General features: G+C 64.6%; 11 protein-coding genes. 4 read left to right on the top strand and 7 right to left on the bottom strand.

Translation table 11 applies throughout. The annotated features are described in order from the left end of the window. Positions 1-513: 513 nt before the first annotated feature. The 6 genes from menC to B5F40_RS10505 form a co-directional block, all read right to left on the bottom strand. Positions 514-3456 carry an o-succinylbenzoate synthase gene (menC, locus tag B5F40_RS10530; protein WP_087194291.1) on the bottom strand — a complete coding sequence of 981 codons (2943 nt, stop codon included), beginning with the start codon at positions 3454-3456 and terminating at the stop codon, positions 514-516. Between the two features lie 153 nt (positions 3457-3609). Then, positions 3610-4449 carry a 1,4-dihydroxy-2-naphthoyl-CoA synthase gene (menB, locus tag B5F40_RS10525; RefSeq protein WP_087194290.1) on the bottom strand — a complete coding sequence of 280 codons (840 nt, stop codon included), beginning with the start codon at positions 4447-4449 and terminating at the stop codon, positions 3610-3612. Between the two features lie 428 nt (positions 4450-4877). Then, positions 4878-5807, bottom strand: coding sequence for an alpha/beta fold hydrolase (locus B5F40_RS10520; RefSeq protein WP_087194289.1), 930 nt, complete (start codon positions 5805-5807; stop codon positions 4878-4880). Between the two features lie 252 nt (positions 5808-6059). After that, positions 6060-8015 (bottom strand): 2-succinyl-5-enolpyruvyl-6-hydroxy-3-cyclohexene-1-carboxylic-acid synthase, encoded by a 1956-nt coding sequence (gene menD, locus B5F40_RS10515; RefSeq protein ID WP_087194288.1) that lies wholly within the window; start codon positions 8013-8015, stop codon positions 6060-6062. 624 nt (positions 8016-8639) lie between these two features. Beyond that, complete coding sequence (locus B5F40_RS10510) at positions 8640-9926, bottom strand: isochorismate synthase (protein WP_087194287.1); 1287 nt, start codon at positions 9924-9926, stop codon at positions 8640-8642. A gap of 959 nt (positions 9927-10885) precedes the next feature. After that, positions 10886-12625 (bottom strand): FAD-dependent oxidoreductase, encoded by a 1740-nt coding sequence (locus B5F40_RS10505; protein WP_087194286.1) that lies wholly within the window; start codon positions 12623-12625, stop codon positions 10886-10888. A gap of 243 nt (positions 12626-12868) precedes the next feature. Between B5F40_RS10505 and B5F40_RS10500 the strand changes: the two genes are divergently transcribed. Next, positions 12869-14293 (top strand): helix-turn-helix transcriptional regulator, encoded by a 1425-nt coding sequence (locus B5F40_RS10500; RefSeq protein WP_162610959.1) that lies wholly within the window; start codon positions 12869-12871, stop codon positions 14291-14293. A 129-nt stretch (positions 14294-14422) separates the two neighbouring features. Here B5F40_RS10500 and nrdD read toward each other — a convergent pair whose 3' ends face one another. Next, positions 14423-14791 (bottom strand): anaerobic ribonucleoside-triphosphate reductase, encoded by a 369-nt coding sequence (gene nrdD / locus B5F40_RS10495; protein ID WP_087194284.1) that lies wholly within the window; start codon positions 14789-14791, stop codon positions 14423-14425. 975 nt (positions 14792-15766) lie between these two features. Between nrdD and B5F40_RS10485 the strand changes: the two genes are divergently transcribed. The 3 genes from B5F40_RS10485 (at position 15767) to B5F40_RS10475 (ending at position 20289) form a co-directional block, all read left to right on the top strand. After that, the gene (locus tag B5F40_RS10485) at positions 15767-17128 is read left to right on the top strand and encodes a L,D-transpeptidase family protein (protein WP_087194282.1); all 1362 of its coding nucleotides are present in this window, start codon (positions 15767-15769) and stop codon (positions 17126-17128) included. 477 nt (positions 17129-17605) lie between these two features. Continuing rightward, on the top strand, positions 17606-18304 hold the full coding sequence (locus tag B5F40_RS10480; protein WP_087194281.1) for a response regulator transcription factor: 699 nt from the start codon (positions 17606-17608) through the stop codon (positions 18302-18304). Then, complete coding sequence (locus B5F40_RS10475) at positions 18292-20289, top strand: ATP-binding protein (protein WP_239443014.1); 1998 nt, start codon at positions 18292-18294, stop codon at positions 20287-20289. The genes B5F40_RS10480 and B5F40_RS10475 overlap by 13 nt, the downstream gene beginning before the upstream one ends. Positions 20290-20428 lie beyond the last annotated feature (139 nt).

Raw genomic sequence — 20428 nt, 5'->3', positions numbered from 1 at the left:
CCACCCTGATTCTACTGGCCACATATTTCTTTAAGAAGAGAGCCCGAGACTGCGAGATTGAGCCCAACGCTCGCCCGAAAAAGCGTGAATTCGGTGGCAATCTAGTGCATCTTGCGTTCCGAGGCATCATTGCACCGCCAAAACCAAGCTCGACAGGAGCCATGCGGGCCCGCCGAGCAAATCCCGCCGACATTTGGGCGAGCCCTTCGATCGTCGAACGAGAAGGCCCTCCGACTCGCTTGGTTGCAAGGGCCTCGATCCACAATCTGACGAATTCTCGCCCATCACGATCTTGGCTTGACGGCAAAACGAGCCTTCTTCCTCGCCCTCGCGCCCGCATCGCACCCACAGCGGCATCTCGCCCTCCAGCACCGTCAACGCCTCTACGACAGCAAGCGGAACGAATGCCCGGAAACCACGGCACGAAGGGGCGTCTGACCCGCCCACGCGCTTGATCACGGCGCAGTCGACCAAGATCCCGACACCGCATCACAAGGCGCGAGTACAGTCGGCCTATCGCTCGATCACGATGCGGTCGACCAGCACGCGCGCAAGCACCGCCCTGTTGAGATCGCATCCCAGCCCGTGCTCGTGCCCCATTCGGTTGAGCGTGACGAAGCCGCGTTCCGCAGTGTAGGGAGGATCAGTGACGTCTTGCGAGAAGTAGCGCGCGGTCGAGCCGATATCGCCAGGCGCCTTCACCTGGGGCAAAGTTCCCAATGCGGCATGCAGCCGCTTCGATACACCCGTGTCATACATGCCCCCCATCCACACGTCGATACCGCGCTCACGTGCCACGGCGAGGAAATCGAGAGTGGGCTGAACGCCGCCGAACTTAGCCGCCTTCACGGCATAGCAGCGCAGTTCGGGATGTGCGAGCGCGCGAGCGAGATCGCGCGCTCGCACAATGGACTCGTCCAGACACACTGGAGTGCGCAGCGCGCCCTGGAGCTTCGCCAAGCGCGAGAACAGGTCGCCCGAAACGCCTTGCGGCGCATGCCGAGGATCGAGGGGCTCCTCGATCCAAGCCGCACCGCACGCGTCGAGGGCGCGCAGTTCGTCCATATCGCGCTCGGTGAAGCTTTGGTTGGCATCAAGCGTAACGACCAGCTGAGGAAACGCCGCGCGCACAGCGCGCACGCACGCGACGGACGAACCCGGAACAACTTTAAGCTTCACACGGCGATATCCCGCCTCAACGCAGCGGCGCACCGCAGCCAACGTCTCGCTCGGAGATCCCAAGCCCACCACCGCGCCTGCCGGAACCGACACGCCCCCTTCCGCGATGCCGCCTTGGGCCTCGCCGCCCACCAACTGCCACAACGGCTTTCCCACGATCTTGCCGTACAGATCCCACAACGCCGGCTCGAGCGCGCCGCACGCCATAGGGAACGCAGCGACGCGAGGGTCGGAGGCGAACGCGGCGCTCGCCTCGCGGGGATGGAGAAACGTCTCAGCCAGCACCATCGGAGCCAAGACATCGCGCAGCACCCGGACATCCTGCTCGATGGTCTCGGGCAGATACCAATCGGTGGAAAAGGCCACGCATTCGCCCAATCCTGTGCGGCCAGCATGGTCGACCACCTCCACGATGACCGACTCGCGCTGCGTGAGCGTGCCCTTCGGCGTATGAAACGGCATCGAGAACGGCAGTCTCAAGCGATGCAGCACAACGCGTTCGACCTCTATGCGCTGGTCGTAGAGACGTTCGAGCGCGGCGCGATCAACCTTGCCGATGCCGGTGCGTGGAAACTCGTCGAGCACGCAGAGGTGCTTGGGACGATAGAGCTTCGAGAGCCGAGGGCCCAGATAGTCCCGAACGGCAATGGTTAGCTGCCGGTCCGCCATCCGCGCTGAGACAGCGGAATCGGCTGCGGATGGAGCGGGAGCTTGCGCGGACGCACGATTCGCGGTCACCGCTGAGCGCGACGAAGAAGCAAGCGGCGCAGGAGCAGACAAAGCGTATGCCGGATCGCGCTCCACGAGCGCCACGGGACGACGACCCCATACGCTATCGGGAACTCCGAACACGTGGGCGTCAGCCACGCCCGGCACGCGTAGGATCTGGCCTTTGATCTCGGCAGGATAGACGTTTTCGCCACCCGAGACGAACATGTCGTCAGTGCGCTCCTTCACATACAGCAGGCCATCGCGAATCATGGCCGTATCGCCCGTGAGAAAGAACCCGTCCACCGTGTAAGCCGCCCGGGCGTTCAAGTAGCCCTCGAACAAACCGGGGCCTTTGACAGCAAGGCGCCCGAAGCCGTCCTCGCCCGGGTCGACGATATGCGCGCGATAGGACGGCATGAGCCGCAACCCCCCGCGAAATGCATTAGTCACCAGGCAATTCGCTATTTGGCTTGACGTCTCGGTCATACCGTAGCTCGCATACACCCGCGCGCCCACCGCCAAGGCGCGTTCGAGCGTGCGCGGATTCACGGCCCCGCCACCCAGCAGGATGCACGAATAGCGGCGCATGACGTCCATCGACAGCTCTGCGCATGCCGCGAGCATGTCCTGAAGCATCTTGTCGACCACCGAGATGTGGGTTGCGCCGCGCCGAGAAGCGTCGGAGAGCACGCGGGCCGCATCGAAACGACGGTATAGGATGAAAGGTGTTCCGTTCAGCAGGCTGCGCACCACCACTTGGAATCCGCCTATGTGGCAAAGCGGCAGCGCCGCCTGCCACAGCCCCTCGCCGCGACGGTTGAGCGCCGCGTTGGAAGCTTCGGCAGCAGAGCAAACGTTCTCCCAAGTAAGCGATACCGCCTTCGAACGGCCCGTCGTTCCCGACGTGAACATGACGAGCGCACGAACCCCGCGATCAAAGACATGCGCCGCATGTTCGGCGAAGTGGATGACGCCTTCCACCGCATCCTGGCGGGTCATCTCGTCGCGGCGTCGCAGCGAGGCTCTGCCCGTCGATGCGCGACCGAGCCCACGCGCCGAACGCGGCTCGGCCACGAGCGCGCTCTCGCGCGCGGTGAAGCTGATGCGGCGGGGACGGGTTGGCGCGGAACGCGACCCAGCGCGAAGGCCGCGGGAGGATCCCTCCGTTCCGACCTCGCCCGTCAAAAGGGAAACGGCCTCGTCCATCAGCCGCTCAGCGGAGTCCTCGTCGATGCGGAGCGCCACGTTCACTCCCGGCTTGCGCTCGATCTCCATGAGGCGCCCGAGCTTCTCCCCCGCAGTCAGGCGATTGTTCAGCACCACAAGCGAGAAGCCCCCGTACGCAGCAGCGAGCACAAGGAACACGTAGGCGGCGCAATTCGGCAAATCCACCGACACGCTGTCGCCGGGGCTCACGCCACGATGCTGCAAACGCCGGGCAAGCGCCGCCGACAGCATGCGCGTCTCGCGATACGAGTACGCTCGCGCTTCGCCCGCTTCGTCCACGCACGTGAAGCACGTGCGTTGCGGATGCCGTCGCACCATGCTCTCAAACGCGCTGATCATCGTTGCTGGAGCCCGCTCCTCTCATGTCGTTCGCCGGATGCCAATCCTTCGGTTCCGCCGTTTTGCCGCACTCGGACATCGCAGTCCTCCCCGTCCATCGCGCGACGGACGTCGCGGCGAGGCCGAAAGGATCCGCCCGGCCCCTCTGCGGCCTTACGGAAACTTCGGGAACTGCGTGAAGTCGGGCGCGCGCTTCTCCTTGAACGCGTCGCGGCCCTCCTTCGCCTCGTCGGTGGTGTAGTACAGAAGCGTCGCGTCGCCGGCAAGCTGCTGGATGCCCGCGAGGCCGTCCGTGGCCGCGTTGAACGACGCCTTCATGAAGCGCAGCGCCGTGGGGCTGAACTGCAGCATCTCCTGCGCCCAGGCGACGCATTCCGCCTCCAGCTCGTCGAACGGCACCACCTTGTTCACGAGACCCATCTCAAGCGCCTCGGCCGCCGTGTACTGACGGCACAGGTACCAAATCTCGCGCGCCTTCTTCTGGCCCACGATGTTCGCCAGATAGCCCGCGCCGTACCCTGCGTCGAAGCTGCCCACCTTGGGGCCGGTCTGGCCGAACTTGGCCGTCTCGGCCGCAATGGACAAATCGCACAGGACGTGCAGCACGTGGCCGCCGCCGATGGCGTAGCCGTTCACCATCGCGATCACGGGCTTGGGCACCACGCGGATGAGCCGCTGCAGGTCGAGCACGTTGAGGCGCGGAATGCTGTCCTCGCCCACGTAGCCGCCGTTGCCGCGGATCTTCTGGTCGCCGCCGGAGCAGAACGCCTCGTCTTCGTGGCGGCCGCCGTGGTTGGCGCCCGTGAGGATGATAACGCCGATGGCCGCGTCGTCGCGCGCGGCGGTGAACGCGTCGTAGAGCTCGTTCACGGTGAGCGGCGTGAAGGCGTTGCGGCGCTCGGGCCGGTTGATGGTGATCTTGGCAATGCCGTCGCAGGTTTCGTAGATGATCTCGCGGTATGCCTTGCCCGCCTGCCACGCAATGTCGCCCATGGCCGTCCTTTCGTTGCGCGCATCGGCCATCCGAGCACGCAGGTAGGGAGGAATGTCCAATAGAAAAATGGAGTGAGCATATACTAGCGCGCCACGCAACCTTGAGCGGCCGAACGCAAAATAATTCCGAAAAAGAACGGCGGCCGTCGGAGAACGCGCGCTCTCCCACCTGCGGGATCCCGCCGCCATCGTCGCCGCCATCCCGCGTCTGCGCCATCCCGCGCTTGCGGGACGCTCATTGCGCCTCGAAAGCGGAACGGCGCGGCGCACGGAAATGCGCTGCGGCATCACGCTTCCATCGCCGCTCGCGCCTGCGCTCCTCCGCTGCGCGCGCGAACGTCGCCGAACCTCCATCGGGCGTTTTTCGATGCAGCTGCCGCCACCGGCCTCTTCGCCCTGCGCGCAGGCCAGCCCATAGCGGCGCGATGCTATCCGGGAAAGCCCTCGAGGGTGCGCAGGTAGGCCGCAGGCTCCTCGAGATGGACGTTGTGGCCCGCTCCGGCCACGACGCGCACCTCGCACAAGCCCTCGTCCTCCAAGCCCTCGGCAAGCGCGCGGTACTTCACGTCGCGCGCACCGGCGATATACCGCACCGGCACGCCGCTGTCGCGCAGCGAGGCGAGCGCGGCAAGGACGTCCCCACGGGAGGGCATGGCATGCTGGCCGGCGTGCTCGAACGTGCGGGCAAGGGCTTCGGCGTCGTTCGCCAGGCGGCCCGCGCGCACGCGCTCGCAGGTCGAGGCGGGCAGGTCTCGCTGGGTGGCGAACAGGGGCAGGCGCTCCCAGGCATCCATGAACGCGGAGAGCCCGTCGCGGCGCAGGGCGGCGGCGTTGCGCGCATCGCGCTCGGCAGCGTCCTTGCGCTCGCGCTCGTCAACCGGGCCCAACCCGGCGCTTTCCAGCACGAGGCCCCCCGCGCAACGGGCGAACGCCCCCGGTTGCCGGCAGACGGCAGCAAGCGCGACGCGCCCTCCCATCGAGTAGCCCACAACCACGGGTTTCCGAGAACCCTGCACCGGCGCGGCGAAGCGCTCGTCCGGGCCTCCTGGCGCGGCGGGGCCAGCTTCGCCAAGCGCGGATGCGAGGAACGCCAGCAGCATCTCGCCCTGCGCCTCGAGCGCGTAGGCGGCAGCGCCCTTTGGCCGGTCGCTGCCGCCGTGGCCAACGAGATCGAGCGCCACGACAGGGCGCGTGCAGCTCAAGGGCTCGGCCACGCCATCCCAGCTTGCGGCGCTCTGGGCAAAGCCGTGCAGCAGCACGACGGGCGCGGCCCCGGCAGCTCCGGCAGCCTCGCATCCCCAGACGGCGAAGCGGTAGCGCACGCCGTCGTGCTGGAAGCATTCCTCCCGTTTCGCCATGGTGCGGCCTTCCTCTCTGCAGTGTCGATGCGAACAGAAGATGGTGGACAGGATACGAGGCTACGGTCGAAAATCGAACGGCGCGGGCGGCGCTTTCGAAGCCGGAGTCTTTGTGGGCAAGCAACACGTCTGCTCAGCAGCCTGCTTGCTTCGGTCTCGTTTTCACCGGCCGAATGCTCCTTTTCATAGCCTCGGATTATGTCCATGACTGTTCTGACTATATATACGTCTGCCAAACAGGAGCCTGAACCCCTACCAGTACGGCGCGTAACGCTCCTTGAGGCCGACGAGCGGCACGCGCACCTCGATGAGCGAGATGCCAGGCGTTCCCAGCAGCTCGCGGTACGCCTCGTCGAAGGCCTCCACGGTGCCCGCTGCACGGTACGGCACGCCGAACGCCTGCGCGGCCGCCTGGAAATCCACGTCCTGCGGGGTGAGGAACAGCCGCTCGAAATACGGGTCCTCCGATTTCTGGGGCAGCATGTCGAAGATGCCGCCGCCGTTGTTGTTCAGCAGCACGATGACGATGCTCGGGCCCGTGCCGGGCGCAGCGTTGCCCGGCGCCGTATCGGTCGCAGCACCGGGCATGGCGGCGCCGGCCGCCTCACGGGATGCCGTATCGGACGAGGCGAAGGCGCATGCCGCCTCCCGCTGCACGCGCAGCTCGCGCTGGAGAGCGAGCGCGTTCAAGTCGTGCAGCAGCGTGAGGTCGCCCGTGACGAGCGTGGTCTGGGAGAAGTGCTGCGCCGCGCCGAGCGCCGTGGACACCGTGCCGTCGATGCCGTTGAGGCCGCGGTTGCAGAGCACGGCCAGGCGCTTCCCTCCTTTGACGTAAAACGTGTCGAGCGCCCGCACGCTCATGGAGTTGGCCGCGAACAGGCATGATCCCTCCGGCGCAAGCTCCACGACCCGCCGGACGAACGCGCCCTCGAAGCCGGCCTCCACGTCGTCCACCGCCACGATGCGCTCGCGCGCGGCATCGTTCGCGTCGATCCACGCCCGCGCGAAGGCTCGCTGCACGTCGTCAGGCTCATAGTCGATCGTCTGCACGTCGTACGCGAACCCGAGCGACCCCGCCAGCTCTGACGGCCTGCAGCGCACGAACACGTCGGTGGCCGCGTTGCAGTCCCGCGTCTCCAGCGGATCGACCACAATCTGCACCGGACGCGCGGCGGCAACCAGCTGCGTCGCCTTCTTCGACACCGGATAGCGCCCGAACCGCACGACCACCTCGGGCGCAAGGCCGTCGGGGGCCGCACCGCCCGGACCGAGCACAGAGTCGTAGTTGTCGATGACCAGGGGATCGTCCGAAGACCGCAGGCCGGACAACGGGTCCGCGAGCAATGGCAGGCGGAAAGCTCGCGCCCAATTGAGCACCTTGCCGGCTTCGAGCTCGCCTGTGCAGGTCCCCTCGCCCGCGTACACGAGCGCGCGCCGGTCCGCGAGCAGCGCGACCAGACGCCCGGCGTCGCTCGGCGCAAGCTGCTGCGAAATGGGAACGGATGTTTCACGTGAAACATCCAGGCGCCGCGCCGACTCGAACAGCCCTTCCGCGCTGAAGTCGGGCTTGAGCGGCTCGTCGAACGGGAAGTTGAGGTGCACGGGACCGCCGAAGCACTCCTCGCCCGCCGCGATGACCGCCTCGCGCGCAACCTGGCGTGCGAACGCGAGCGCGGCGCCGTCGCCCGAGGGCAGCGGCATCTGGCGGAACGCGCGCACATGGTTGCCGTAGGCGTTCAGCTGGTCGCACGTCTGCGGAGCGCCGAGTCCCTGCAGCCGCGGAGGTCGGTCGCCCGTGAGCACCACGAGCGGCACGCGCGACGACTCCGCCTCCATGACCGCCGGATAGTAGTTCGCCACCGCCGTGCCCGACGTGCAGACGACGGCGGCCGGACGGCCGCTCGCCTTCGCCAGCCCGAGCGCGAAGAAGGCCGCGCCGCGCTCGTCCACGTCCACGAACACGCGTAGCCGCTCCGGCTCGCGCCGTGACAGCTCGAACGCCGTCATCGTCAGCGGCGTGGAGCGCGAGCCGGGGCTCACCACCACGTCGTGCACGCCCCACCTCGCCAGCTCGTCGAAGAACGCGCCCAGGAACAGCGCCGTCGCGCGCGGATCGGCCGCTCCGCCCGCAGGCGCGCCCGCGCTTTTGCCCGCGCCTCCGCTCGCACCGCTCGCGAGCACACCCTCGCTCCCAGCCCTCGCGTTCATCGCACACCCCCTTCCGCGCTCGCGCCCGCACGGTCGCCCGCGCCGCCCGCAGCCGCGCCAGCGCGTTCGCCCATCGCACTCATCGCACGTTCCTTCCCAATTGCTCTCCCTATAAAAGCAGGCGCTTCACGTGAAGCACCTGCCGACGCGCCGGCATCCGCCATATCGTCGCACGCCAGCACCGTTAGCACTTCCGCCGCACGCCAGCGCTCCTGTTCGCACTGCCGCACATCGGCGCATCGTCGCCACTGCCCGTCGCGTCGCTCACAGACCGCATCGCGCCCGCAGCCATTCGCAGACCGGCTGCGAACGACAACGCGCTCGTCGGGCGCTCCTTTTCATAGATGCGCCCAATTCGCAGGGAAACGCCGGACGCATTGCACCTCCCTGCGAATCCTGAAAGGGCCTTTGCGCGCCCGCTGAGGAAACCATATCGCTTACCGCGCATTCTCCCTGTTTGCAAGCGCATGCTTCACGCAAAACATCACGTCGCAGCCCTTTGGGCCAATGTGCACGCCCTCATGCGCCTCGCCGCTTCCGCATGGCTTGCCGCGACCCTCGCCTGCAGCAGCGCGCTCGCCACACGCTCATCGCCTCCGCGCGGCTCGCATGCCGCCGCTCGCCTCACGCGCCGCCGCTCGCCGCCGCGTCATCGCCGCGCGTCTCGCCGTCGAACGCGCTCAGGATCGTCCGCAGCTTCAAATCGATCTCGTCGTACTCGTCGTCTGCCACGCTGCCGTCCACGATTCCGCAGCCGGCGTACACCCAGCCCACCTCGCCGTCGAACACCCCGGTGCGCAGCGCCACGGAGAACTCTCCGTCGCCAGCGCCGTCCACGTAGCCGCACGCGCCTGCGAAGAACCCGCGGTTGTACGCCTCGATGCGCCGCAGCAACATGCGCGCCTCGCCCACCGGCGCTCCGGCCACGGCGGGCGTGGGATGCAGGTCGCCCATCATCTCCCACAGGCCCATGCCCTCGAGCATGCGCGCGCGGGCGGGCGTGTGCAGGTGCTGCACGTGAGCAAGCGACAAGATGTCCGGACGAGCGGGCACGTCCACGTCGTAGCACGTGCGGTTGAACACCTCGCGCACGAAACGCGCCACGTAGTCGTGCTCGGCACGGTTCTTCGTGTCGGTCATGAGCGCGGCGGCCAGCCGCTCGCGTTCAGCCTCGGAACCGCCCGCCGGACACGTGCCCGCCAAGCACATGCTCTCCACCTCGCAGCCGCGCTTGCGCACGAGCAGCTCGGGCGTGCATCCGCAGAAGAACACGTCGGCGTAACGGTACAAGAGCACCGTTCCGCGCGCCGAGCCGTCGATGAGGTTCACCAGCACGTCCTTCGACGAGAACGGACGCGCCGCAACCAGCCGCTTCCGCCTCGAGAGCACCACCTTCTCCACGCGCCCCTCGCCGATGGCGTTCAGCGCCGCCGCCACGGACTCGCGCCACGCTTCGCGCGAGTCCGGCTCCAACCGATAGGAAACGGTCTCGCGCCGACGCGGCGGGGCGTCGGTCGCTTGGCGCACGAATCGCCCAATGCGTCCCGGATACACCGGCCCGAGCGAGTTCACCTGCAAAAACGCACCTTCTTGCGTCTCCATCAGCACGATTTCGGGGAGCATGAACTTGAGGCGCGGGAACGCCTCGAACAACTCGTCAGCAGGGGCAGGGTTGCCCGCATCGAAGCGGTTGAACGAGAAGAACACCGGCTGCTGCGCCTCGGGACCCTCCAATTCGCACTCCACGTCGTCAAGCGTCGGCAGCGCGACGCAACGGCCGAGCCCCATGAAGCGCACGGGGCGGTCCTTGCGGTAGTAGACGAACTGATCGGTGAAGCCCTTCTGCAGCGCGCAAAACGCATCGACGATGTCGGCGTCAATGGAGCAGGTGCAGGAATGGATTTTCGTCATGGATCCTCCGATGAGCCGGCTCGGCTTTCTTCTTGTTTGGCCCATGGCATTCTAGCACTATCGCGCTTTACGCCAGCAGCGCACGCCGCGCACGCGCGCGATCAGACGACAACCGGACAGACCGAGCCGCATAAGCTGCACGGGGAGAATCGCGAGGAAGCTTTAGAGAAGTCGACCGAGACAACGTGATGAACGTAGCCGGCGGGCATCGCCACTGGAACCATCCTCACGGACGCTGCAGCCAAACCGGCCAGGCGCTCCTTCGTCCCCTCTCCCGATCAAGACGACATTTGAAGGAGCAATCGGAAAGACATCGAATCGGCCATTTCGGAGCCGGAATCGACTTCGATGGATTCCTCGGCCCCGTAGCCGGGTTCTCCATCGTGGCGCCCAACGCGTTTCTGCCAACGAAAAGCATGGCGGCCTTCGGAGCGCAGGCCCAAAGCCGCTCCTTCGCACCAACGGGCGGACCATCGCGGAAGAACCGCGCATCCGCCCGTTGCGCATGAAGGCGGCTGGACTGGAACGACCATCCGCCCGCACCGATCATCTCATCGTCAAATTCTAAAAACCACCCGGCGCAAGCTTGAGACGCACCTGCAAGACAAGCCTTCGCTCGAAGCTTCCTCAAAACTGCATCGCGACGCGTTTTTCTATCGAAAAAGGAAGATCGATGCAAGTAAGCGCGCCGATCTCTGAAAGAGCGCGCAAAAACACGCGGATCGCTTGCAGAAGTCCATGCGACAACAGCGAAAGCCCCCTCGCTTCCGACTATGCAAAGCTTTGCGCATCTGCGACGATTCGATTCAGCCCATCGGCGGGAGATGCAAACGCGCCGCTCGCCGGACGCAGCATCGACTTGAGCGCCGCTGGCGATTTGGGCATCACCGCTTCGGGCCGCAGTTTAACGACCGCAGCCCAAAAGCAACTGAAAGCTTCAGAACGGTGGAGAGGAACGATCAGATATCCCCGGCAAGCCGACGCGCCACATGACGGCCAAACGTTACCGTTCGACCAACGGCCACGCCAGCGTAGTATTCAGGATAGTTGCCGCTGAACATGCCGCCCGAGCAATCTCCGGCCGCATACAAGCCGTCAATGACCCGGTTCTCCGTGTCAAGCACCTGCATATCCGCATTGATACGCAGACCATCGAGCGTGCACAGCAGATTTCCGCCAAACCAACCGCCGTAGAATGGGGGCGTGCGAATAGCCGAGAGACGATACGACTCTTTGCCGTAGTCTTCGTCATACTGGGCATCGTACAGCTCGTTGTAGCGATCAACCGTTTGTTTCAACTGGTCAGCAGGCAGCTTGAGCTTTTCAGCAAGCTCATCGAGGGTGTCAGCCTTCCAATACACGCCCGCAGCTTCCCAATCGGAGATGTAGTCGTCGATGGTCAGGTCGGTGTTCACGAAAGTGTTTTTGATGTTCGAGCAACCAAGCGTGCTGAAACGTCCGATGTCCTCCTTGGCGTTCGCGTCAAATATCTGGCACCACACGCCATCGGTTTGCTCGCTCGCTGCGTGGTCCAAGAAATCGTAGGGGCACGATTCGTTCACGAAACGGCGTCCCTCCCTATTTACCTTGAGAAACGGCTGGCTACCTAATTTCACTTGGGAGAACTGTCCGGGAAACACCTCTTTGCCGTCTTTGTCCAAAACGTACCCTGCAGAAACCTCAGGCTGAACCCCGCCTCGATTGAATATCATCGCTGTGCCTTCGGCTTGCTTGTCCGCCCCTATCCACATGGCCGCCTTGATGCCAGCGCCATCGTTTTCGGACATGTAGCCGTTCGTGGTGACGATCTTGGGAACGAGCGGCTGCAACGCCTTGATCATGTCGGGATTGGCCTGGTAGCCTCCAGTTGCAAGCAAGATACCCTTCGACGCATCGATCCGAACGTATCCATCGGGCGTTTGGAAGACGGCACCGACCACACGCCCTTCGCGCTCGCCTTCCCTGACCAGTTTCACCAGTTCGTGCTTGAACAGCGTAGGATGGCCCTCGCTTTCAAGGTACTGTTCCAAAAGCTCGTTGCGCTGCGGATCGGAATAGGCGTTGAACGTCTCGTCCACGTACTGATGCTGGATAGGTGGAATGTAATAACGCCCGCCGCCTTCGCCGGAGTCATACGGATCTTCGAAAACAGGGCCTTGGAACATGGGTTTTTTGCCACCTTTGGCCATGAAAGGCTCGAGCCAATCGAACGTCTCGCCGCTTTCGTTTATCCACACCTTGATAAGGTCCATGTTGCACTTGAAGGAAGCGTAGCGCGCCAGCTCGTTGAGAATGAGATTGCGGTCGTATTCGATACCGGCCGCCTTCGACCATTTCGTGTCGATAGCGCCGAAGAAGTTGCGCGGCGTCATGACAAAATCGTTTTTCTCACACAACAAAAAATCGAGGCCCAGCTCGCAAGCTGTAGCAGCAGCGGCAAGCCCGGCATTGCCAGCACCCACCACCAGAAACGCCGTCTCTTTGGTTTCGACGATGTCGCTGTCGGCGATCTGTGGAGCCTCTCCTAGCCACTCGCCCGCACCTGCCGAAGCCACCGTCCCCTCAGCCTGCGCTTGGGCTGACGCCTTCTCGGCGGCCTCCTCCTTACTCATCGGCGCACATCCTGCAAGTCCGAACGCAGCGAGCGCACCCGCCCCAGCGGCACCAACCAGAAAATCGCGACGCGTGCAATCGGTCATGGCAATCCCTCCTTGTCGATCAGCTTCTTCTACCGTGCTTTGCTCCGCCTTTCGGCGATGTCCATGAGCAGAACATGCTCGGCATGGTAAGCCGCGACCCGAGCAACCGCTTCACTCGCAGAAGGGGAACCGAAGGAATTCACCCCGGCGAGGTGAAATTCGACAGCGCGGCGGAACGCCAGTGCGATGCCTCCAAAAAATGGCTTGCCGTTTGGTAGAATCTGCCTCACGAGAGGGGGCTCGATGGACAAAAAGCGGAACAAGATGCTCGCCAGCGGAGCGGCTTGCTTGAGCTTAACGCTGCTGTTCTCGCTCGACACGCTCGTGAACACCCATGTGTTCCCGCTGTTTTATTCTTTCGCGCCGCAGGCGAAGGATGCGGCAACCATCGTCGGCGCGCTCACCTTGTTCGCGATTGCAGGCATCGCCATGAGGCGACCGTTCCCGTTCATCTCCCTCAAAATGGCGCTCAGCTTCGCTTGCGCAGCAGCTGCAGGCCTCGGGTGCATCATCCTAGGCGCATTGTGGGAATCCGCATTGATCACGTTTGCAGGTGCCGTGCTTTTGTCCGTAGGAGGACGGACAGTCGTCCCTTTGTTCGCCTGCTTCACTTTGGTGAGGCTCGACTATCTCCGAGCGTACACCGTGCTTCTGGCGGCGTTGGTAGCGCAATATCCGCTCGCGTTCGCAGTGGGCCTGCTGCCAGAGCATATCGTGTTCGCGTACGTATTGGCTGCACCGTTCGCATCGTTGTTGCTCGCCCATGCAGGTGGCGCGTCGACAATGCTCAGAACGCGCGGCAGACAGCGGCTCGGAGATCTTTCCATTGCCAACCCGCGCTCCTTCATCCCCCTTTCGCATATCGTGTTCCTCACGTTCGCCTTCTTCAACCTCGCCACCGGCTGCGCGCTCACCTATCTGGCAGACGGCGGGATTCCCCAAAACGCAGAGTTCTCGATCTTGCCGCTCGCCGCACTGCTCGTCGCCGCAACCGCAGGACGCCGACTTGATGGAGACGCCCTTGTGAAGCTGTCCTGCCTGCTTATCTTGTGCGGATTTCTCGTGGTTCCTCTGGCAGGGCTTCCGAACAACGCAGCCAGAGGGCTTTCGTTGTCAAGTCCTTGGCTGTTCGCAGCAGGATCGACATGCTTCACGTTCGTTTTCTATCTTGTCTTGTCGGAAATTGGACGGCGCAACCGTTTTGGCTCGGTGCCGCTGTTCGCAATTGGGTACGGCGTGTCTCGCATAGGGTTCGAAGTTGGCGCGCTTGTCGGACATCTCATGAATTCCAGCGCCGACGCAGCGGTGATCGCCTCGGTGGCGCTTTCGTTTCTGTTCGCCTCCTACGGCATCCTCCTGCTAGGCAAAGTGAGCTTCCGCACGCTCATCGAAGACGTACGGCCCGTCTCCGAAACAGACACCGATGACAGAGTCGCCATCGAACGGGAGCTGTCCGAGCAGTGCGAACGCGCGATCGAGCGATATGGGCTCACCCCACGCGAATCGGAGATCGTCAAGCTGCTTGCGCAAGGACGAAGCATCGCCATTATTCAGGAGAAACTTTTCGTGTCGAAGAACACCGTGAAAACCCACGTCAAAAACATCTACATGAAGCTTGACGTTCATTCCCAACAAGAGCTCATTGATCGCATACGCACCTTGCCCTGATCGGCTTTCTGCAACAGAGAACACAGCACGTTCGCGGGAATATGGGAAGTGACAGCGCCTAGGGCATGCGCGAAACGGGCCGCGGCAATTCGCCACGGCCCGCAACTTGAAAAGAGCGCTTTTCGGCCGCTAGCAGCCGTTGGCGCACGCGAACGCCCGATCCTCCCGCGCGACGCTGTGCTTAACGCGATCGGACTCCTCGGCGGTCTTCGCATCGTTCCAGCGGTCCATCGTGCCCACCAGGTAGCCGGTGATGCGGCGGATGCGGTCGAAGGGCGTCGGCGCCAGCTCGTAGCGGATGCCGACGTCGTCGCCGTCAACTTCCAACGCAAGTCCCGTCACAGCAGTGTCGGGATGCTGCGCGCTGCCACGATGAATGTAGGCGCGGACCTCCTGCTCGCTCACGCGCGCATCGTCTTCATGCGCATAGGTCACGCTCACCGCGACACCGTCAACCGTCATCCTATCGATCACCTGTTCATCCGACATCGCATTCATGCTGCACTCCTTTTCGATCAGATCGGCCCGCCTCCAACGCCCGACCCATATTTGACACTAAAATTGTATCGTTTATGAGACGCCAGCGCCAGGGGATGGCCAAAACGATCAGGAAGCCTCCACCGGGCCTCTTTTCCCTGATCGACATTTCCACATGGGCCGATCTTTGCACCGTTCGACATCCCGCGCGCCGCCCTCTCTGCCGTGGCTCCTCTGCTTCGCAGCCCTTCTGCTTCCGGATCCATGCCCCTCGGCACCCCATCGGGGAGGATCGGAAACACCCACCTTTTGCCCGTCTTTCGCCCGGGATGCGCGGAGGGCGCCACCGGTGCCCTCCGTCAGGCCAAGCCCTTTGCCTGGGGCGCTCACCGCATCGCGTCCTCGCAGCGCCGCACAGCTTCCGAATGGCGTTTCGACGGCCATTCGGGCACGTCGCATAGGAGCGCGAAAGCGCAAAGCGCCGCTCGATCGCTTCCAGAGCAAAAGGATCGCAATCCCAACGCCAGAGCGCCGCCGTTTCGCTACAATAGAGGACGAAAATTTCATCCGCACACGAGAGCGCCTATGAGCAAAAAGAACAAGAGAGCATCGCGCGGGCGGCATGCAGCCCGCGCCGCGCGACCCCCTTCAACGAAGCCCGCAGCCGCCGACTCCGCCGCAAAAAGAGCGAAAGGCGCGCACACCGCGCGATCCACCCAAGGCGCCTTGCCCGCAGCCACGCCAGCCGCCCGAGACCCGCACGGCTCGTCCGCGACAGACGCTCGGCAACCGCGCGCCGCATCCGCGAAAGGCGCCCGACGCCCGCACGGCTCTCCCGCACGCGACACGCAGGCTTCGCAGCATCCTTTGCGCGCCACCGCGGCCCGAACGCCCCGCACCGCGCCCCCAAGCGCGGCGCCGAAGCCCAATCCCGGCCCGCAGAGCAAGCCGCGCGCCCGCCGCCGTCTCGCCAAAGCGGCAGGCGTCGCGCTCGGCATGGTGGCCGTGGTCTACGTAGCCGGAGCCGTCTTCTTCATGAACCGCTTCCTGCCGAACACCGTCATGGGCGAGCATGACATCTCCCTTATGGAAGCCGCCGATGCGGAGCGGGTGCTCGTCGACAGCCTGGGAGATTACGAGGTCGACGTGTCGGGCCAAGGATTCGCGCTCAACCTCACGGCCGAGGAAGCGGGCATGGATATGGACGCGCCCCGCGTGGTGAAGAGCATGCTATCCGATACGAATCCGTGGCTGTGGCCCCTCGAAGTCACACGAAGCCACAACATGCAAGACAGGCTGGCCGCCTCCTATAGCGAGGGCAGCCTGGGCAGGACCGTGCGCGCCGCAGTGGAGAAGTTCAACAAAACGGCAAAACCGCCTGTTGATGCCACGGTGGCGTTCGACAAGGCGAAAGGCACGTTCACCGCGCAGAAAGAGTCTGCGGGAACTGCGCTGGACGCCGAAGCGGTGATGACGGCGGTGGGCGAGGCCCTCGCGACGATGGAACCCAAGGTAAGGCTGACGGCCTCCCATCTTCAGCAGCCGACGCTGCGCTCCACCGACGGCTATCTGGACGCTGCCGTCGACGCCGCGAACCAGCTGATCGAAGCCGATGTGAAGTTGACAATGGGCGGAGCCGTGGCGGCCGAGGTCGATCCGGAGCTGCTCTCCACCTTTGTGAGCTTCGACGAAAACCTCGTCCCCTCGTTTGACGATGCGGCGCTCACGGCCTGGGTGGACGAAGCGGCCGCCTCTTGCACCACGGCGGGATCGGAGCGCTCCTTCACGCGTCCCGACGGAAAAGCCGTCACGGTGGCAGGCGGCACGTACGGTTGGACGGTCGACCGCGACGCGCTGCTCGATGTGGTGAGGAGAAGCGTGGACGAAGGCGTCGTGGGCGAGGTGGAAATGCCGTGCACAACTACGGGCGCGGCGTTCAACGGAACAGGAGCGCAAGACTGGGGCGCACGCTATTGCGACATCGATTTGACCGAGCAGCACGTCCGCTTCTATGATGAATCAGGCGCGCTCGCATGGGAGGCGCCGTGCGTGACAGGCACCCCCAACGGCTCGCACGATACGCCCACGGGCGTGTACTGGCTCAACCGCAAGCAAAGCCCCTCAAAGCTCGAAGGCACGAACCTCGACGGCTCGAAGTACGTGAGCACCGTGCGGTACTGGATGCCGTTCGTGGGCAACGTGATCGGCCTGCACGATGCCTATTGGCAACCGGCTTTCGGCGGCTCGCTCTACCGCAACGGCGCGGGCAGCCACGGATGCGTGAACCTGCCGGTGGCATCGGCGGAGTCGCTGTACGGCATCATCCAAGAGGGCGACGTGGTGGTGTGCCACTGGTAGAGCGCGGCAAAGGACGTGGCAATGTCGTGCGTGCGCCGTCTCGCGGCCTCCCCGCTCCGCAAGACGGCAGCAGGATCGCAAGATAGACGCGAACGGCATGCCGGCGGAAGCGCAGATTCGCAAGGGCGGGCGCAGGCGGAACGGCAGCGAAGCCAACGGCGAACGGCAGAAGAGAAGACGGATCCGACAGACGCGCCCGGAACGCACAGACGAACCCGGACAAAGCGAATGAGGCGGGGCAACGCGCGGCGCGTCAGGCACGGCAGGAAGGAGCAGCAATAAGCACGGCAACGCCCGCGAAGCGCGCCGTCTCGCAGCGAGGAAGCGCTTCGAGCGAGGAGCCTGCTTTCCCGTTGATCGTTTCTCGACATTCTCGTGGTACACTTCCCGCTCGCACCGAACGGTCCGCATCGCGCAACCACGCCGCAGACCCGCACCGCGCAAGCGACCTGCACAGCAGAACAGCGAGGGAGGGCAATGGAGCAGAGCACACGCCCGTCGCAGGGCACCATCCTCGTCGTTGACGACGAGCCCGACATCGTCTCGCTGCTGGACGAGTATTTCTCCAGCCAGGGTTTTCGCGTGCTCACCGCGCACGATGGCGCAACGGCCCTCAAGCGTGCCGAGCGCAGCCCCGACCTCATCGTGCTGGACGTGGGCCTGCCCCTTATCGACGGCTACACCGTCTGCCGACGACTGCGCGAGCACCTTTCCTGCCCTATCGTGTTCCTCACCGCGCGCGTGGAGGACGTCGACGCGCTCGAAGGTTTCGAGGCTGGCGCGGACGATTATGTGCTCAAACCGTTCTCGCTTGCCGTGCTGGGCGCACGCGTGCGGGCGCACCTTGCGCGCGAAGGCCGCCAACACGCGAGAGCCGAAGTGCGCTTCGACGGCGACCTCGTCATCGACTACCGCGCGCGCACGGCGCAGGTGGCAGGAACCCCCATCGAGCTGACGCGTCGCGAGTTCGACATCGTGGCGTTCCTTTCGAAACATGCAGGGCAGGTGTTCGAACGCGAGCGCATCCACGAGCGGGTAGGCGGATGGGAGAACGAGAGCGACCCGCAAGTGGTGACCGAGCACATCAGGCGCATCCGCAAGAAGCTGACCGCAGCGGGCCTTGCGCACGACCCTATCGAGACCGTCTGGGGCATGGGGTACAAGTGGCGCGCTTAGCGAAACCGCCGAAAAATCCCGCGCATCCCACCGAGGGCGCCCACACGCATGCGCGATCAGGATCGCAACGGCGTTTCGCCCGCCTGAAAGAGCGCTGGCGCAACGCGTCGCTCAAGACATCGTTCATGGTGTACATGCTGGGGTTTCTGATGATGGCGCTCGTGCTGTCCTCCACCACGGCATCGCTGTTCAGCGGCCTGCAAAGCCGCGTGTCCGATGACGGAGTCGAGGTTTCGGGACTGTTCGTGTACGACGCCGCTGACGGGATGCTGCATCCAGCACGCAGCATAAGCCTTGACGACAGGGGCACGGAGCTGTTCGTGCGGGTCTCTTACGACGACCGCGAGCCGTTGGATGCAAATCTTTTGGGATCGAGCATGCGCATCTTCGATGCAAGCTCCTATCCCTACGAGTACCGATATTCCGGTTCAGGCAGCGAGAACGATTCAGATGGCACCGGCAACACGAGCGAGGATGCGAGCGAAAGCGGGAATGAAGACGAAACCGCAGATGAACGTGAAGGCAACGGCGAAGATGCGAGCAAAAACGGCAATGAGAACGAGCTCAAGAACGCAGGCGAGCCGAGCGGCGAAATCTCCGCAGACGACGAGATGACCTTAGATGGCGAGGGTCTTGCGAACGGGGCAGACGGCGAAGACCCCGCACGTGGCGGCGCATTCGAGGTGTACCTGAAAGGGCATGACGAGCTGGAGGCGCTTCTGAGCGATGACGGCACACTGCCCGTCGACCATCTTGCCGTCTACGATGCCCAAGCCCGATCCCTGTTCGCCGCGTGGGTGGCCGAGCACCCCGAAAGCCCCTTGGCCGCGTTCGTATCCGGAGGCGCGCAAAACGAGGAAGGTCGCACTGCCGAGCCGGGCGTCCAAGACGAAGCGGATTCGTCGAGCGAGTCGGGAGCGGTCGCTGAAACGGGCATGCCGAACGACCGCATGCCTGTTTCCCCAGTCGGTTATTACCTCTCCACCGCGCCCAGCCCGAGCGCGACGGCCCTTTCTGCACTGTTCGGGCTCCTCTCGATTGCCATGTTCCCACTATGGTTCGGAGCATGCATTTTCGCGGCGGCCAGGAGGTTCTTCCGCACGCGGCTCGAACCGGGGATATCCGCGCTCGATGCGGCGGCGTCGAAGATAGCCGACCGCGACCTTGACTTCCACGTGGAGCACAACCGCGACGACGAGCTGGGCCACCTGGCCGCCTCGTTCGAGACGATGCGCTCATCTTTGGTGGCGTCGCAGCGTGCATTGTGGCGCACGGCCGAAGAGCGCCGGCGACTCAACGCCGCGTTCGCGCACGACCTGCGCACGCCGCTCACCGTCCTGAAGGGGAAGGTGGAGCTTTTGGATGCGCGCCTTCGCGCCGGCGACGCGTCGGCGAAACAGCTGGAGACGTCGACGGCGGCGCTATCGCGGCAGGTGGAACGCCTCGAGCGCTACGTGGAGGCCATGAGCGGGCTGCAGAAGCTGGAAGACCGCGTCGCCGCGCCCGAGCAATGGGCGTTCGACGCAGTGGCGACGGGCATCGACGATGTCGGACGCGAGCTGGCCGCCGCCGCGGGCAAGCGATTCGGACTGTCCGTCAGCTCCACATGCGACGCCCTGCGCCCAACGCTGCGCGTCGATCGCGCCATCGTAGACGAGGTTGCGGAGAACCTCGTCAGCAACGCGCTTCGCTTCGCCCGCACGCGTGCGGACGCACGGCTCGACGTGCGAGAAGGAATGCTCGCTCTGACGGTGGACGACGACGGTCCCGGCTTCTCGGCCGAGGCCCTCGAGCGTGGCTGCGCTCCGTTCTTCAGCGAGACGCCCTCGGAAAGCCATTTCGGCTTGGGCCTCAACATCGCTTCGCTTTTGTGCGAACGGCACGGAGGCTCTCTATCGCTTGCGAACCGTCCCGAGGGCGGCGCGCGCGTCGTCGCCCGATTCGCCATGGACACGCCGTATAGCGATGGATGCGCTGGGAGTTGATCGCACGTAGATATCTGCCCCGTACTATCGATTCGCACGCACCCCGCATCGAGAAACGGAGCATCCGTCATGAACACCGTATCTGCCGAGGCCCCGGCCGTCCTCACCCGCGAACGCCATTCCGCTCGGCAAAGCGAAG

The sequence above is a fragment of the Gordonibacter sp. An230 genome (assembly GCF_002159915.1).
GTDB lineage: Bacteria > Actinomycetota > Coriobacteriia > Coriobacteriales > Eggerthellaceae > Rubneribacter.
Note: the sequence above shows the minus strand (reverse complement) of the source record. Positions and strands in the feature narration are given on the sequence as shown.